Below are 14450 nucleotides of genomic sequence, written 5' to 3'. Positions count from 1 at the left end.
TCGTCTGTGTTCCTTACAACAGAACTATATCAAGAACGGCGGCAGGCGTCACCATCCATTCGGCCGCGGAATCCACCATCCAAATTCAATGGTTGTTCACACTTGGAGGAAACGAAGAGCCTGGGCGAGGCCGAAGATGCCTTCCTCGATCCGGGAGGCCGGCGGGCGCGCAAAGCTGAGCCGGATATGGCCGGGCACGGAGCCGTACACCGCCCCGGGGGTATAGACGACGCCCCGCTTCACCGCTTCCTCCAGCAGCTTCAGGTCGTCGACCGGCCGGCGAAGGCCGCACCACAGACTCAGGCCGCCGCGGGCCGCCGTAAAGCGCACCTCATCCCCCAGCTCCCGCTCGAGAGAGCGGATCAGGAGGTCCTGCTTGTGCGCCAGCGCCTGCTGCAGGAAGCTCAGATGCTCCCCGAAATTGCCGGAGCGCATGAACGCATTCGCGGTCCACTGGGGGATGATGCTGAGGCCAAAATCGATCTGCTGCCGCGCATCCGCCAGCCGCTGTACGACCGTGCTCGGAGCGATCAGCCACCCGATGCGCAGCCCGGACGCGGCAATCTTGGACAGGGAGCCGATGTAGAGGACGGTTCCGTGTTCGTCAATGGATTTGAGGGAGGGAGGAGGGTTTCCTTCAAAGTCGGTGAGACTGAAGGGGTCATCCTCCACGATCGGAATGCCGAGCTCGGCCGCCAAGTTCAGGAGCGGCCTTCTTTTGTCCGGGTGAAGCGTCGTTCCCGTCGGATTCTGGTAGTTCGGATTCAGGAAGACCATCCGGATCCGGTGCTCCTTGAACAGGGTCTCCACGTCCCGCGGATCGATTCCGTCCTCGCGGACCGGCAGGGGGAAGGTCCGGATACCTGCCGATTGGAACATGGCCAGGGAGCCGCAGTAGGAAGGATCTTCGACCGCCACGGCGTCCCCGGGCGCAAGCAGGCATTGAAGGATCAGGAACAGCGACTGCTGCGAGCCGGAGGTGATCAGAATCGAGGATTCCGTGGTGTGAATGCCCAGCTCCCGGCGCATGAAGCCGGACAGGGTCTCCCGGAGCGGATAATAGCCCTGGGGGTCGTCATACCCGAGATGCGCTTCGAAGGGCACTTCCTTCATCACCTGTATGATTTGTTCATTCGGGAACAGGTCGGCCGAGAGCTCGCCGCTCGCCATGTTGATGATGGAAGGCCGCTCCTGCAGTACCTCCCGGATCCGGCGGAGGTACGGGAGGCTCCGGGCGAAGGTGCCGCCCTGCACATAATGCCGCCAGTCCGGGGAGAGGCCGGGGCGGATGCCCCAGACCTCCCGGCTTACCATCGTTCCGCTGCCCACCGAGCTTTCGACGATCCCCTTGGCACGCAGCTCCTCATAGGCCTGGACCACGGTGCTGCGGTTGACTCCGATCCGCTCGGCGAGCCTGCGTTCGGAAGGCAGGAAGCTGCCGGGCGGGTATTCCCCGAGAGAGATGCTCCGCTCCACATAATCCGCGATTTGCAAGTACATCGGTGTTTTGCTGCTGCGATCCGGTTTCCACATGGGCTTGTCCTCATTTGTTTGAAAATCTAAGAATGGTTCCTGCGCTCCGGGCTCGGCCGGGACTCTCCGCCAATCTGCAGGCGCAGCTCGTGGGGAGTCATGGCGCACCGCTCCCTGAACAGCCGGTAGAAGTGCTTCATATCCTGAAGGCCCACTTCCTGGGCTACGGTCTGAATGTTCCAGTCCGTATCAAGGAGAAGATCGCAGCTCACCCGGACCCGGACATCCTGCAGCATCTGCGTATAAGTCCGGCCCGTCTCGGCTTTGAATCTGCGCTGAAACTGCCGTAAGGATATCCCGAGTGACCGGCAGAATTCCTCCAGGGGCATCGGATTCCTGTAAGCTTTGTGAATGTAGTCCACGGCGAACTGCACGGGATCCGCCGCCGGACGCGGGGCGGAACAGAAGGGGCTCGTCTGGCGGATGCGGGTCAGCATGTCCATGAGATAAATATAGAGCTTGTAGCGGAACCCTGTCTGCTTCCAGCTCAGCTCCAGCTTCAGCGCATACATGAGCCTCGCAAATTCGCCGGCCTGCTCCCTGACCTTGATGCAGTCCGTGCACTCCCGGAACATGCCGGTGATCTCGGCCATATCATCGAAAATGAGGTAACCGGACAACCCCTGCGGAGGGTCCAGCACCTCTTCCTTGAACAGACAGTTCAAGACCTCCAGGGTCGAATGCCTTTGCGGCTGGAAGACATGCTCCCGGTCCTTCGGAATGAAGATGAGATCTCCCTTGGCAACGGGGATGGCATCTCGTCCAGCTGCAAGTGTGCCGATTCCTTCGGCGATATACGCGATCTCATGGAAGGGATGCGTATGCACATCAAAATGACGGTCGGCCTGTACGGGGTGGAAGGAAATCGGGGTTCCGTCCGCAAACGCATGCTCTATGGGATAGGGCCGTACCGGTGAACCCATCGGGTGTTTCCTCCTTCCGCCGCTGTCATCACGGCTGTGTCGTTATCCGCGCTGTCGTTATCCGCGCTGTCGTTGTGCGTGCTGTCGTTTTCCATGTCGTTTTCCATATCGTTTTCCATATCGTTTTATAGTAACCAACTTTGGAGGACGGTGCAACCGGCCCGGTGTCGCAATCCCCCAATCCCGCGTCGCCCCTGACCATAGGTGAGTGGGGTACCCCTCAGGTAGACTTGGGAAGCAAGCTATTCATGAGGAGGAACTAATGTAATGACTGTTGTATGCACAAGATTGCCGCAAGAAATGAGACCTTATCTGCTTCGTGCCGGAGAAGGCGAACGCTATGTGTTCGGGAGACAAGTCGCCTCGGTGATGGCCAGCTCCCAAAGCACGGGCGGCGTGTTCGAAATGGTGGTGCTCTCCGGAGCCAAAGGGGAGGAATTCCCGCTTCACCGGCATGCTAAGTCCTATGAATCCGTCATCGTGCTCGAAGGCAAGCTGGAGTTCCTGCTGAACGGTACCTATCATCTGCTCACCGCCGGGGATTATGTCCACATTCCACCGGGCACCCCGCATGCTTACCGGATGGCGGGACACCGCACGAAGCTGGCGTCATACACCGTTCCAGGCAGCATCAGTGCGGTGTATTCCATTCTCGGCACCCCGTACGCGCCGGTGGAGCATCCGGCCAAGCCGGTCGGCGCGATCACCGCCGAGCAGTTGGAGCAGGCTTCGGCAGCCGCGGATATCGAGTTCCTGGCTGGCCCGGTGCTGTGGGGTGCTTCCTCCGTCGCAGAGGGAGGGGTGAATCCGGGTGCGGCCGCTCCTTATGTGCTCGAGAGCGGAGAAGGCGACCGGCTGCTGACGGCGGATCAGCTCCACAGCATTCTGGCCTCGCAGAAGAATACGGACGGCGAATACATCTTCGTGTCCTCGATCGGTCCGAAGGGCGACCCGATCGTCGAGCATTATCATGAGCACCACACGGAGACCTTCTTCTGCACCAAAGGGGAGATGACCATGTGGGCGAACGGGGAGGAGATCCGGCTGCAGCCGGGCGACTTCCTGCACGTGCCGGCGGGCACGCTGCACTCTTACCGCCTGGATGCGGACTACACCCAGGTTGTCGGCCTGCTCGTATCCGGCCTGTTCGAGCCGTTCTTCCGCACGCTCGGCGACCCGTATGAAGATCATATCTTCCCGTCCGAGCCGGGGCCGCTCCGGATGGACCGCGTCCTCGGCATCATTCATGAACTCGATCTCAAGGTAGTGGCGAAGTCTCCGCTGGACCGCAAGTAAAGGATGGTACCGCATGGAAAGCAGCCCTAATTCATCTCACTCATTCAAAATCATCTGGACCCTTGCGTTTGCCATGGTCATCTCGGTGATGAACTCCACCATGTTCAATGTGGCGCTTCCCGTGCTCCGTCAGGAATTCGGGCTGACCTCCTCGGAGGTCAGCTGGGTGGTCACCGCCTATATTATCGTCTATGCCGTCGGATCGGTCACGTACGGCAAGCTCGCGGACCGGTTCCCGCTCAAGAATCTGATCACCGCCGGGCTGGTCCTCATCGCGGCAGGCTCCCTGCTCGGGCTCTTCTCCACGAGCTACTGGATGATCATCGCCGGCCGTATCCTCCAATCGATGGGCGCCTCGGTGATCCCGGCCTCATCCATGCTGATTCCCATTCGCTATATTCCGGGAGAGAAGCGAGGCCGGGCACTTGGCATCACCTCAGCCGGCATGGCGCTCGGAACGGCCATCGGTCCGATCATCGCCGGCTTCATCATCGGGCTGGTCAGCTGGCGCTTCCTGTTCCTGATCTCCCTGCTTGTGCTGGTCTCGCTTCCGCTCTTCCGCAGGCACCTGCCGGAGGAGCGCAGCCAGCCGGGGCGGACAGACCTGGCCGGAGGCCTCCTGCTGGCCGCAGGCATCGCGCTGCTGCTGCTCTCCATCACGCAGCGGAGCTGGGCGCTCTTCGGACTGACCCTGGCCGTATTCGCGCTGTTCTATCTGCGCATTCACCGTACCGCAGATCCGTTCGTCTCGCCCGGCATCTTCCGGAATGCGAAGTACACGGCCGGCCTGATCATCGGGTGTATGATCCTGACGCTCAATCTGTGCGTGCCGTATCTCGTGCCGCAGATGCTCAGCTCCGTGAACGGCCTGTCCTCCATGGAGACGGGAGTGGTCATGTTCCCGGGCGCCCTGCTTGCCGCGCTTCTCGGGCTTATAGGAGGGAGGATCGCCGATTCGAAGGGGAACCGGTTCCTCGCGGCCTGCGCGCTGCTTCTTCAGGCGGCATCCTACCTGCTGCTGTCCACCTTCACCGGGGCGTCACCCCTGCTCATCGCGGTCCTTCTCATCCTGACCAACACCGGACTGACCTTCGCGCAGATCGGGATGGCCGGTACGGTGTCCCGGACGCTGACCGGCAGGCAGACCGGGGTCGGCATGGGCATCTACATGATGGCGAGCTTCATCACCGGAGCGGTCGGCACGACCCTGATCGGGGCGGTGCTCGACGGCGGTTCATCCGCCTCTTCACTGAATCCCATGTATCAGGGGCAGGGAGGAGGGGCCTTCAGCAGCGTCTTCCTGATCTTCGCCGCCTGGATCATCGGCTTCGTCGCCCTCTACTTTACCGTCTTCCGCCGAGGGAGGGAGAAACCGTAGGAGCAGGGTAACAGCCGTGCCGCTGCAGGATGATCCGGATAATCACTGTCTTGGATCAGCCGAGGGCCGCGGATGTCAAAGCCGCCTGGTTTCCCTCAGCATATCGAACGAAAGAAAGCCGCTTCCGCTCTGCCGGATGCGGCTTTTTGGCGCGGAGGGCGGTCTGTGCGGCAGGCTGCAGGGGGGAGAGAGGCGGAAGTTAAATATGGGTTATTGCTGTAATTTACCAGATCAGGTATAAGAAAGGAGCATCCGCAGTGCACCGAGACCGTTAGGCAGGGAGTCCGGTCTTCGGGGAGCTGCGGAGCCCGGAAAGGAGGAGAAGCGGAAGCTTGTTTGCCTAGTCAGATGTCTTATCAACTTCAAAGTTCAAAGGAGGAATCCAGATGATTTCGGCCATCAAACGTACTCTGTCGCGCAGGATCGGCACGTCGATCCTCAGCTTTGCCCTTTCGTGACGGCGGCTGCCTCAGCCCCGTCCGGCCTGCTGCCCGCTGTCGCGGCAGCTTCGGTGTTCCCCGGCGCTCAAGGTTATGGCGTGGACACGCCGGCCGGCCGCGGAGGCACGGTCATCAAGGTCACGAACCTGAATGCGGATGGGGCCGGGTCCCTGAAGGCGGCTCTGGCGGCCAAAGGTCCGCGCATTATTGTGTTCGAGGTGGGGGGCGTCATTGACCTCGGCCAGCAGACGCTGGTCGTATCCGAGCCCTATGTCACCATTGCCGGACAGACCGCTCCTTCTCCGGGGATCACCCTGATCCGCGGCGGCATGCAGATCAAGACGCATGATGTGCTCATGAAGCACATCCGGTTCCGGATGGGCGATGCCGGCGCGGCCAAGGGAAGCGGCTATGAGCCCGATGTCTCGACGTATGGCGCCAATGCCTACAACATCGTGATCGACCACTGCTCGTTCGCCTGGGGTGTCGATGAGACGCTCTCGGCCTCGGGTCCCCGGTTCGACGGACCGAACGGCACCTCCCGGAAGCTGACGTTCAGCAACAACATTATCGCTGAAGGCCTTCATGATTCCGTGCATGCGAAGGGGCCCCACTCCATGGGCACCCTCATCCATGATTACGTGACCGATGCGGCGATCGTCGGCAACCTGTTTGCCCATAACTATGAGCGCAATCCGTGGTTCAAGGGCTTTGCCACCGGGGTGATCGTCAACAACGTGATCCACAACCCGGGCAAGTGGGCGATGCGGCTCGGGTATGTGCCTGGCGAATGGACCTCGTCCACGATCACGCCTCAAGGTCCCAAGGTCAGCATTGTGGGTAACTATATGAGGCATGGGGTGAACACGGTCTCCGGCCTCGGTCTCGTCGGAACGAATTCGAACAGCGGCGAGGCGTACATGGAAGATAACAAGGCGGTGGACCGCTCCGGCCAGGCGGTGCCGCAGACGTTCGGCGGCGTGAAGCTGCTCGGCAGCAAACCGTCCTGGCCGGCCTCCGGCCTGACGGTGCGCCCTTCAAGCGAGGTGCTGGCGTATGTGACGCAGCATGCAGGCGCTCGGCCGAAGGACCGGGACGCGGTGGACAAGCGCATAGTGTCCGAGACGCTCAATGGCACCGGCCGCATCCTGAACAGCCAGAACGAGGTCGGCGGCTATCCGGCTGCCGCGGCGGTTACGCGGAAGCTGACCGTGCCGGCGACCGGGATCGACGAGTGGCTGCACCAGTTCTCGGTGGAGCTGGAGTAGGGAACGAAGCCGGTAGAGGCGGCATTGCCCATGCGCGAAGAAGCCTGACAGGGATCATCCCTGTCGGGCTTCTTTGGTCTTTGAACGTTGAAGCCGGCGATGACCGCTCGGATATTGACCGCAGGAAATGGCGGCTGGTAAAGTGTGGGAATAAGAAGCGGGCTCCTATTTTTTTTCGCCACCGATGTCACAGATCAGAACCTTATCTTGTTATATGTGCAGAACCCAGAAGGAGCCGAGGTTGACTCCTGAAGAAAGGGAGATCAAATGAGGAGAAAGGGAGATCAAATGAGGAGAAAGGGAGATGAAACGATGTCCATTCCGGATCATGAAGCACCTCAACTCGATTTGTTTTCTTCTGAATTTAAGCGTAATGCCTATTCTTTATATGCACAGCTGAGGGAACAAGAGCCCGTTTATCGTTTCATGCTTCCTAACGGTCAAACGGCTTGGCTCATCACACGATACGAAGATGCACAGGCCGCATTGAAAGACAGCCGGTTTATTAAGAATCCGCATACACTGTTGAGCCAAGAGCAGATGGACAAATGGACGTTTCCCATGCTGGAAAGGGATTTACTCATTCGCAATATGGTGGCTTCCGATCCCCCGGATCATACCCGCTTGCGCAACCTGGTGCAAAAAGCGTTCACGCCAAAAATGATCGAGGAACTGCGCGGTCGAATTCAAGAGATCGCTGACACGTTACTGGATGAGATTCAAGACAAAGGGAACATGAATGTAATGGATGACTTTGCTTTTCCTTTACCTATCATTGTGATTTGTGAAATGCTGGGGATTCCTGCGGAAGACCGTGATTCGTTCCGGGATTGGTCTAACGCGATCGTCAGGGCTGTTCACCTGCCTGAGAAAATCCAGGAGGCGCTCCCCCAGATTCGGTCTTTTATTAAATACATGGGTCAGCTGATTGAAGAGCGGCGGAACGATCCGGATGAAGACCTTGTCAGTTCATTGATTCAAGCAGAGACAGAGGGAGAACAGCTTACAGAAAATGAATTGTATTCGATGATTTTTTTGCTCATTGTGGCCGGACATGAAACGACGGTGAATTTGATTGGAAATGGGGTATTCGCTTTGCTGCAGCATCCGGAGCAATGGGAAAAGCTCAAGAGCCATCCTGGGCTCATCTCATCTGCGGTCGAGGAAATATTGCGCTTCTACGGGCCGGTAGAGCTGGCGTCCAGCCGATGGGCAGGTGAAGATGTTCCGTTCCATGAGCAGCTGATACGTAAAGGAGACATGATCGCCGTAGCTTTAGCTTCAGCGAACCGGGATGAGGCACAATTTATTCATCCGGACCGATTTGACATTACTCGAAAGAATAACCGTCATCTTGCCTTTGGTACGGGGATTCACCACTGTCTGGGTGCCCCGCTGGCCCGGCTTGAAGGTCAGATTGCCCTTCTCACTCTACTGCGCAGAATGCCTAATCTGCGTCTGAGTACGGATCCCGGCACGTTACAATGGGTCCCCGCTTATGTGATGCGCGGATTAGTTGAATTACCGGTTCAGTTTTAATGTATAGGGCAGGTTCTGTTCCAAGCAGCCCGGAGAAGGTGAGACCGCGAATGGAAGAACTGTACGATCAATATCGAGCGCTGCTGTTCACCTTGGCATATCAGTTGACAGGCTCTGCGGCTGACGCGGAAGATGCGGTGCAGGATGTGTTTGTTAAGGTGTGCGGCATACCTCCCGAACGATTGGTGGAGCCGAAGGCGTATTTGTGCAAAATAGTCACCAATCACTGCCTCAACCAGCAGAAGTCGGCGCGGAAGAAACGGGAAATGTACGTCGGTCCGTGGCTCCCCGAACCGATCCGGACGCCGGAAGAGGATACTCTGGAGTCGAAGGTCGTCCGCCGCGATCTGCTGTCATACGCCATGCTCGTACTGCTCGAGCGGCTGACGCCGGCAGAGCGGACGGTATTCGTCCTGCGTGAGGCGCTGGGCTTCGATTATCCCGAAATAGCCGAACTGCTCGGAAAGCGGGAGGCGAATTGCCGCAAGCTGATGAGCCGGGCAAGAGGCAGGATGGGAATTTCCGAGGAGGAGACGGTCGCGGCCGAAGCGGTCGAAGCGGATTGGGTTGACCGATTCCTCACCTCCCTCGAGCAGGGCAATATCGATCAGGTGCTGTCTTTGCTGACCGAAGACGTCATGCTCGTCCTCGACGGAGGCGGAAAAGGAAACGCGGCTGTGAGTCAGCTGCAAACGCGCGATCGCGTGGCCCGCTTCCTGCTCAGCGGGTTCAAGGGTGCACAGTCCCATTACCGGGAAAGGCTTCAATTCGAGTGTGCTCCTCTGAACGGAGAGAACGGGATCGTCATTCGTTCGGGGAACGAAACGCTGGCCGCTATGTTTATACAGCTCCGACACGGAAAATTTGCCGGAGTCTACTTCGTGCTAAACCCGGATAAGCTTGCCCGGGTGTAGGGAGTCACGGCAGATCAAGTGCTGCAGCTTCCCTTTCCGTTCGTTGTACGTGACTTCATTGGACTCCTGCACTGCGCAGCCTGACCGGCATCATGCCTGTTGGGCTTTTTTGATTAAACCCAAGATCTCCCTACCCCCTCTTCATCCGGGATTGTAAGATCGAAGGGGTGAATGCACAATGCTCCAGAAGTGAGGGAGGAATATCCATGCTCCAATTAAAGTATCTGTTCAACAATGAAGACCTGGCCCGGATGCTTCTGGAATACTGGAAGTATGATCCGGATTCCCTGGAGATGTTCAGGCACTACCGGATCTCCTCGAATGCCATTTATCCGTTCCGGAATGAGGGAGGGACGCAGCTGCTGCGGTTTGCTCCGGCCGAAGAGAAGCGGAAGGAGCAGATCTCGGCGGAACTGGAGTTCATCGCCTATCTTCGGGAGAACGGGTATGAAGCTCTGGAGCCCGTGCCTTCCCGGGAGGGCAGGGTGCTGATCGAAGCGGCGACGCCATGGGGCGGATACTTCGCCTCCGTGTTCCGCCGGGTGCCGGGTGTGCCGATCCACCGGACGAACTTCAGTGATGAAGTGATCGCCGCGCATGGCAAGGCGCTTGGGAAGCTTCACCGGCTATCGAGCCTTTACTCGCCCTCAGGAACCCGAAGATGGTCCTGCTTCGATGTGCTGGATTGGGTGCAGGCGGTCCTGAGGGCGTTTCCCTCGGAGGAAGCGGCCGCAGGGGAAGCCGCCAGGCTGAGGGAGTATTTCTCCGGACTGCCGGTGACCGCCGGCAATTACGGCCTGATCCACTATGATTTTGAGTATGATAATGTGTTCTTTGACGAAGCCTCCGGTGTGTGCCATGCCATCGATTTTGACGACGCCATGTACCACTGGTATGCCATGGACATCGAACAAGCGCTCCACAGCCTGCGGGACTATATCCGGCCCGAGTGTTTCTCGCAGAAAAAGGAACAGTTCATTCAAGGATACCTCTTGGAATACGAGCTTCCAGAGGATTGGGAATCGGTTCTGCCGGCGTGCAGGCGGTTTGCCGATCTGTACGGATATGCCCGTGTGCTCCGGGCTAGTAGCGAGCGGTGGAGGCATGAACCCGAATGGATGCGCCAGTTAAGGACGCAGCTATCTGAGGTCCTTCGGGAGCGTGCCGCCGGCTTCGGGAAAGCGCTGCAGTGAGCGGTGTCGGCTGAATAGTACAAAAGGCCGTGTCCACAGGAACGTATGTTCGATAGAATGGGAGTGAGCAATGTTCCATAAATGGGGTAATTCTTTCCCGGACCCGGACGGGTATCTCATCGGGTTCGGTTCGGGAAGCAGGAACGGGTAAGCGCATGCAAGGGAACCATAAAGGATAGTCTGCGACTGACCTTAGATCGACCTCATAGGGGCCGCCGGTAAATAACCGGCGGTCTGTTGGCGTTGGAGGCAGGAACGGGACCATACCGGCATCACGGGATACGATGATTCGGCGTACCGCATCTGAGCGCCTTCGGATGATTTTCTCCGGTGTGACCATTTTTGCTCGATTTTGCCGCAAGGGCCGATGTATCATAGAGCAGGACGGGAGGGTGCCGGTTCCTATGGGGAACCTTCGTCACCTAATCGGCTTTATTACCGGAACGGACAAACGCAGGAGGGGAAGGGAGCGGTTTATGAGCAGTACTGTACGAAGCAAATCCAGTGCATACCGATATTTGCAAGGGCTTACATTGAAGAGGCGGATCATGATCCTCTTTCTGGGCAGTTCCCTGATTCCGTTCCTCAGCATCGGGGCGATCTCTTACTCCACCATCTATTCCATGCTGCAGAACAAGATCCAATCCGGCATTGTCAGCAATCTGAAGGGCGTGCAGCAGTCGCTCGAGAATACGCTCACCAACCTGAACCATGTATCCCAGCAGCTGGCCTTCGAAGGGTCGGTCGGGCGCAAGCTGGACCTGCTGCTGGCGGCGAAGGAGCCTTACGAGCGCTCCCGGCTGACGGAAGAGGTGAGGAACGAGCTCAGTCTCATCACCTTTACGAACCCCAACATCGGACTGACGCTGTACTATTTTCAAAAAGAAGGCACGACGATCTTCGAGAACATGGGCGTGAAGGACGGCTTCGCTCCCGAGAAGGCGCCGCTGCTCGGGCATTATAACGGGATCTCCTACTACGGACCTCATCCGAGCAGCAACCGGTTCGTCAACCAGATCGTGCTCTCGGCACTGCGCCGAGTGGAGCTGCCTGACCGGCAGGATGTGTACGTCTACATCGAATCGGGCTTCCGGCTGACGAGCGGGATCCTGACCGGCGACGGCTTCGGCGGGAAGGTGGCGCACCTGATCCTCGACCATGACGGCCGGGTTGCCTACAGCCACATCCCCTCTGTGTTTCCGGTCGACTCCCTCTTTCCGGGCTTCACCAGAGAAGGGACTTCGGGCGAGTATGCGGGCCATTACTGGTTCCGGGAGCGGAGCAGCCAGGGCTGGAGCGTGCTGTCCGTCATTCCCGCGGGCGATTACAACCGGGAGATGAACCGCTGGTGGACCCAGGTGCTGCTGAGCTCGCTGGTGTTCCTGCTGATCTCGCTCCTGCTGGGATGGCTCCTGTGGAAAATGGTGTACAAGCCGCTAGGCGCCTTTCACGGGGAGATCGAGAGCATGGAGCAGCAGAGCGGGCAGGGGCAGCCCGGGGGGGAGAGCGCAGTGGAGACCGCAGCTTCGCTGGCGCCGGCTACCCACATCCCGGAGTTCGACGATCTTCTTCAACGGTTCCGGGAGATGCGCGGCCAGATCTGGACCCTGTTCGCGGAGGTGGAACAGAAGGAGAAGCGGCGTGCGGATCTCGAGGTGGAGAAGCTGCTGTACCAGATTAACCCGCATTTTCTGATGAACACGCTGGATACGGTGCACTGGCTGGCCGTCCTGCACGGACAGGGGGAGATCGACCGGCTGGTGCAGTCGCTCAACAAGCTGCTGTATTACAACCTCGGCAAGCTCGGCCAAGAGTCAACGATCCGCGAGGAGCTGGATGCGCTGCAGCAGTACTTGACCCTCCAGGAGATCCGGTACGACTTCAAGTTCCTTGTCCGCATCGAAGCGGACGAACGGGTGCTGGATACCCCGATCCCGCGGTTCCTCCTGCAGCCGCTGGTCGAGAATGCGCTCTATCACGGGCTGGATGACGAGGGGCTCATTGAGGTGGATGTACGGCAGGAAGGATCGGCCGTGAGGATTATCGTGCAGGACAACGGGGCCGGCATGAGCGAGGAGGCCGTCCGCCGGCTGCTGGAGGAGCCCCCTCCCGAGGAGAGGCGTGTGGGGATGGGCATCGGAATGAACTATGTCAAACGGATGATGGCGATCCATTACGGCGAGGGGGCCGGGCTTGCGATCCGGAGCGCTGCGGGTGAGGGCACCCGGATTGAGCTGAGGCTGCCGCTGACAGGGGAGGATTACACATGATACAGGTTCTGGTCGTGGACGATGACAAGCTGGTGCGCAAAGGGCTGATTGCTGCGATGCCATGGAAAGAGTGCGGGATGGAGGTCGCGGGGGAAGCCGCGAACGGAATGAAGGCGCTGGAATTCCTGGAGTCGCACAGGGTCGATCTGCTGCTGACCGATCTGGCCATGCCGGTGATGACGGGGATCGAGCTCATCCGCGAGGTGCGCCGCAGGAACATTCCAGTACATATCGCCGTGCTGACGCTGCACCAGGATTTTGAGTATATCCAGGAAGCGCTGCGCCTTGGGGCGATCGACTACATCGCAAAGGTACAGCTCGAGACCGAGCGCTTCGAAGAGGTGCTCGGGCGGATCGCCGGGCGGATCCGCGAGGTGCAGGCGGGGCAGCCGGCGGTCGAGCCGGGTGCGGGCGAGGGAGACGTCCAGGGGGCGGAGTGCGGCGCCGCCTTCCTGACGCTGCTGCCGGACGCGGATGCGGCATGGCTGCCGGGGCTGCTCGCCGGCGCCGGGGAGGCCCCAGCCGCGCCGCAGCTGCAGGAGCTCGAGCGCGGCCTGTGGCTGTGGCAGCCGGCGGCCGGAGCCGGTGCGGAAGCTGCGCTGAGCCGCGTGGAGGAGCAGTGGCAGCGGCAGCAGATCGCGCCCGGCTGGGCACTGCTCGAGCTGGACGGCCTGCGGCGGAGCAGCCCCGGCGAGGTGCAGCGAGCCCTGCGCGAGTACAAGGACCACTGCCTGTTCCGCGATATGCGGCCGGACGGGCGGCTGCCGGGACCCTTCTGCCCGGCCGAGTGGGCGGCATGCGGGTGGAAGGCGGCGGGGGAGCCGGGCACTCCGGCGGCCGGCGCGTCTGCCGTGCTGCCGGCCGAGCCGTGGCTCTCGCCCGAGTGGATCCACAGCACGGCCCGGTGCGCGGAGATGAAGCAGAGGCTGGCGGCGGCCCGAATGGCCCCGGCGGCGCTGTATGCCTTGCTGTACACGCTGGCCGCTTCCTGGGGCCGGTTCTTCCGCGAGGTGGCCGGACTCGAGATCCGGCCGCCCGCCGGCATGGTATACCGGTACGAAGCCATGCAGTGGATCGATGCGACCAGTGCCGAAGTGCGGCAGGCGATGGGCCGCTCCACGCATTCGGAGGAGGTCGTGGAAGCCGTGATGAAGAGCGTTCACCTCATTCATGAAGAGCTGGGCGGGGAGATGACGGCACAGGAGGCCGCCCGGCGGGTGCACATGAGCCGCAGCCATTTCAGTGAATGCTTCAAGGCGATCGTCGGCTGCACCTTCAACGAATACCTGAGGAAGGTGCGGATGGCCAAGGCGGAGGAATTCCTGATTCATACGGACAAGCCCGTGCAGTGGATCGCCGAGAAGACCGGATACCTGGACGAAAAGTATTTTCGCCGGACCTTCCGCGAGGTGACCGGCCTGCTGCCGAGCGAATACCGTCAGGTAAGGAAGCAGGGGGGAGCCGTGTCGCCTGACGGGGGGGACAAATGACCGTACGCGCGAATCCATGGGGAAAAACAATGTCGGGAGGCAGTCCCGAATCCGTTGCGGCGACGAGAAGGCGGTCAAATGTCCCCCCGAATCGAAGACCCTGCGCCATCCGGCAGATGCCGGCGGTTATGGTACCCTAGGGTTGTAAGCCTTTCCAGCGAGATGAGCCTGACCGCACTGCATTCTGTCCGCCTGACCATATTGAA

Annotated in this window: 10 protein-coding genes; 8 read left to right on the top strand and 2 right to left on the bottom strand. The window is 59.9% G+C overall.

The genetic code is table 11. The features are described 5' to 3' along the window. Window positions 1–96: 96 nt before the first annotated feature. Both pdxR and PM3016_RS21175 read right to left on the bottom strand, forming a co-directional pair. Entirely contained in the window at window positions 97–1533 is a 1437-nt protein-coding gene (pdxR, locus tag PM3016_RS21180) for a MocR-like pyridoxine biosynthesis transcription factor PdxR (protein ID WP_014370868.1), read from the bottom strand. 26 nt (window positions 1534–1559) lie between these two features. Next, a complete protein-coding gene (locus PM3016_RS21175; RefSeq protein WP_014370867.1) occupies window positions 1560–2456 on the bottom strand; it encodes an AraC family transcriptional regulator in 897 nt (298 codons plus the stop codon). A gap of 267 nt (window positions 2457–2723) precedes the next feature. Here PM3016_RS21175 and PM3016_RS21170 point away from each other — a divergent pair, with 267 nt between their 5' ends. From PM3016_RS21170 to PM3016_RS21135, 8 genes are all read left to right on the top strand, one after another. Beyond that, window positions 2724–3752, top strand: a complete 1029-nt coding sequence (locus PM3016_RS21170) for a quercetin 2,3-dioxygenase (RefSeq protein ID WP_014370866.1) — start codon at window positions 2724–2726, stop codon at window positions 3750–3752. Window positions 3753–3765: 13 nt separating this feature from the next. Then, window positions 3766–5130 (top strand): MFS transporter, encoded by a 1365-nt coding sequence (locus tag PM3016_RS21165; protein ID WP_014370865.1) that lies wholly within the window; start codon window positions 3766–3768, stop codon window positions 5128–5130. Window positions 5131–5584: 454 nt separating this feature from the next. Then, window positions 5585–6838: a pectate lyase family protein gene (locus PM3016_RS21160; protein ID WP_041619203.1), complete on the top strand. Its 1254-nt coding sequence runs from the start codon at window positions 5585–5587 to the stop codon at window positions 6836–6838. Window positions 6839–7150: 312 nt separating this feature from the next. Continuing rightward, window positions 7151–8377, top strand: a complete 1227-nt coding sequence (locus tag PM3016_RS21155) for a cytochrome P450 family protein (protein WP_014370863.1) — start codon at window positions 7151–7153, stop codon at window positions 8375–8377. 50 nt (window positions 8378–8427) lie between these two features. Then, window positions 8428–9291 carry an RNA polymerase sigma factor SigJ gene (sigJ, locus tag PM3016_RS21150; protein ID WP_014370862.1) on the top strand — a complete coding sequence of 288 codons (864 nt, stop codon included), beginning with the start codon at window positions 8428–8430 and terminating at the stop codon, window positions 9289–9291. 206 nt (window positions 9292–9497) lie between these two features. Continuing rightward, a complete protein-coding gene (locus PM3016_RS21145; RefSeq protein ID WP_014370861.1) occupies window positions 9498–10484 on the top strand; it encodes a phosphotransferase enzyme family protein in 987 nt (328 codons plus the stop codon). Window positions 10485–11032: 548 nt separating this feature from the next. Next, complete coding sequence (locus PM3016_RS21140) at window positions 11033–12754, top strand: sensor histidine kinase (RefSeq protein ID WP_041619201.1); 1722 nt, start codon at window positions 11033–11035, stop codon at window positions 12752–12754. Then, window positions 12751–14244: a response regulator transcription factor gene (locus PM3016_RS21135; RefSeq protein WP_014370859.1), complete on the top strand. Its 1494-nt coding sequence runs from the start codon at window positions 12751–12753 to the stop codon at window positions 14242–14244. Before PM3016_RS21140 ends, PM3016_RS21135 begins: the two co-directional genes overlap by 4 nt. Window positions 14245–14450 lie beyond the last annotated feature (206 nt).

This window comes from Paenibacillus mucilaginosus 3016 (assembly GCF_000250655.1).
Classification (GTDB): Bacteria; Bacillota; Bacilli; order Paenibacillales; family NBRC-103111; genus Paenibacillus_G; species Paenibacillus_G mucilaginosus.
Note: the sequence above shows the minus strand (reverse complement) of the source record. Positions and strands in the feature narration are given on the sequence as shown.

What these genes read in the sequence shown, in the direction of transcription:
- pdxR (WP_014370868.1), bottom strand. Translation starts at nt 1,533, where the DNA reads ATGTGGAAACCGGATCGCAGCAGCAAAACACCGATGTACTTGCAAATC.
- PM3016_RS21175 (WP_014370867.1), bottom strand. Translation starts at nt 2,456, where the DNA reads ATGGGTTCACCGGTACGGCCCTATCCCATAGAGCATGCGTTTGCGGAC.
- PM3016_RS21170 (WP_014370866.1), top strand. Translation starts at nt 2,724, where the DNA reads ATGACTGTTGTATGCACAAGATTGCCGCAAGAAATGAGACCTTATCTG.
- PM3016_RS21165 (WP_014370865.1), top strand. Translation starts at nt 3,766, where the DNA reads ATGGAAAGCAGCCCTAATTCATCTCACTCATTCAAAATCATCTGGACC.
- PM3016_RS21155 (WP_014370863.1), top strand. Translation starts at nt 7,151, where the DNA reads ATGTCCATTCCGGATCATGAAGCACCTCAACTCGATTTGTTTTCTTCT.
- sigJ (WP_014370862.1), top strand. Translation starts at nt 8,428, where the DNA reads ATGGAAGAACTGTACGATCAATATCGAGCGCTGCTGTTCACCTTGGCA.
- PM3016_RS21145 (WP_014370861.1), top strand. Translation starts at nt 9,498, where the DNA reads ATGCTCCAATTAAAGTATCTGTTCAACAATGAAGACCTGGCCCGGATG.
- PM3016_RS21140 (WP_041619201.1), top strand. Translation starts at nt 11,033, where the DNA reads ATGATCCTCTTTCTGGGCAGTTCCCTGATTCCGTTCCTCAGCATCGGG.
- PM3016_RS21135 (WP_014370859.1), top strand. Translation starts at nt 12,751, where the DNA reads ATGATACAGGTTCTGGTCGTGGACGATGACAAGCTGGTGCGCAAAGGG.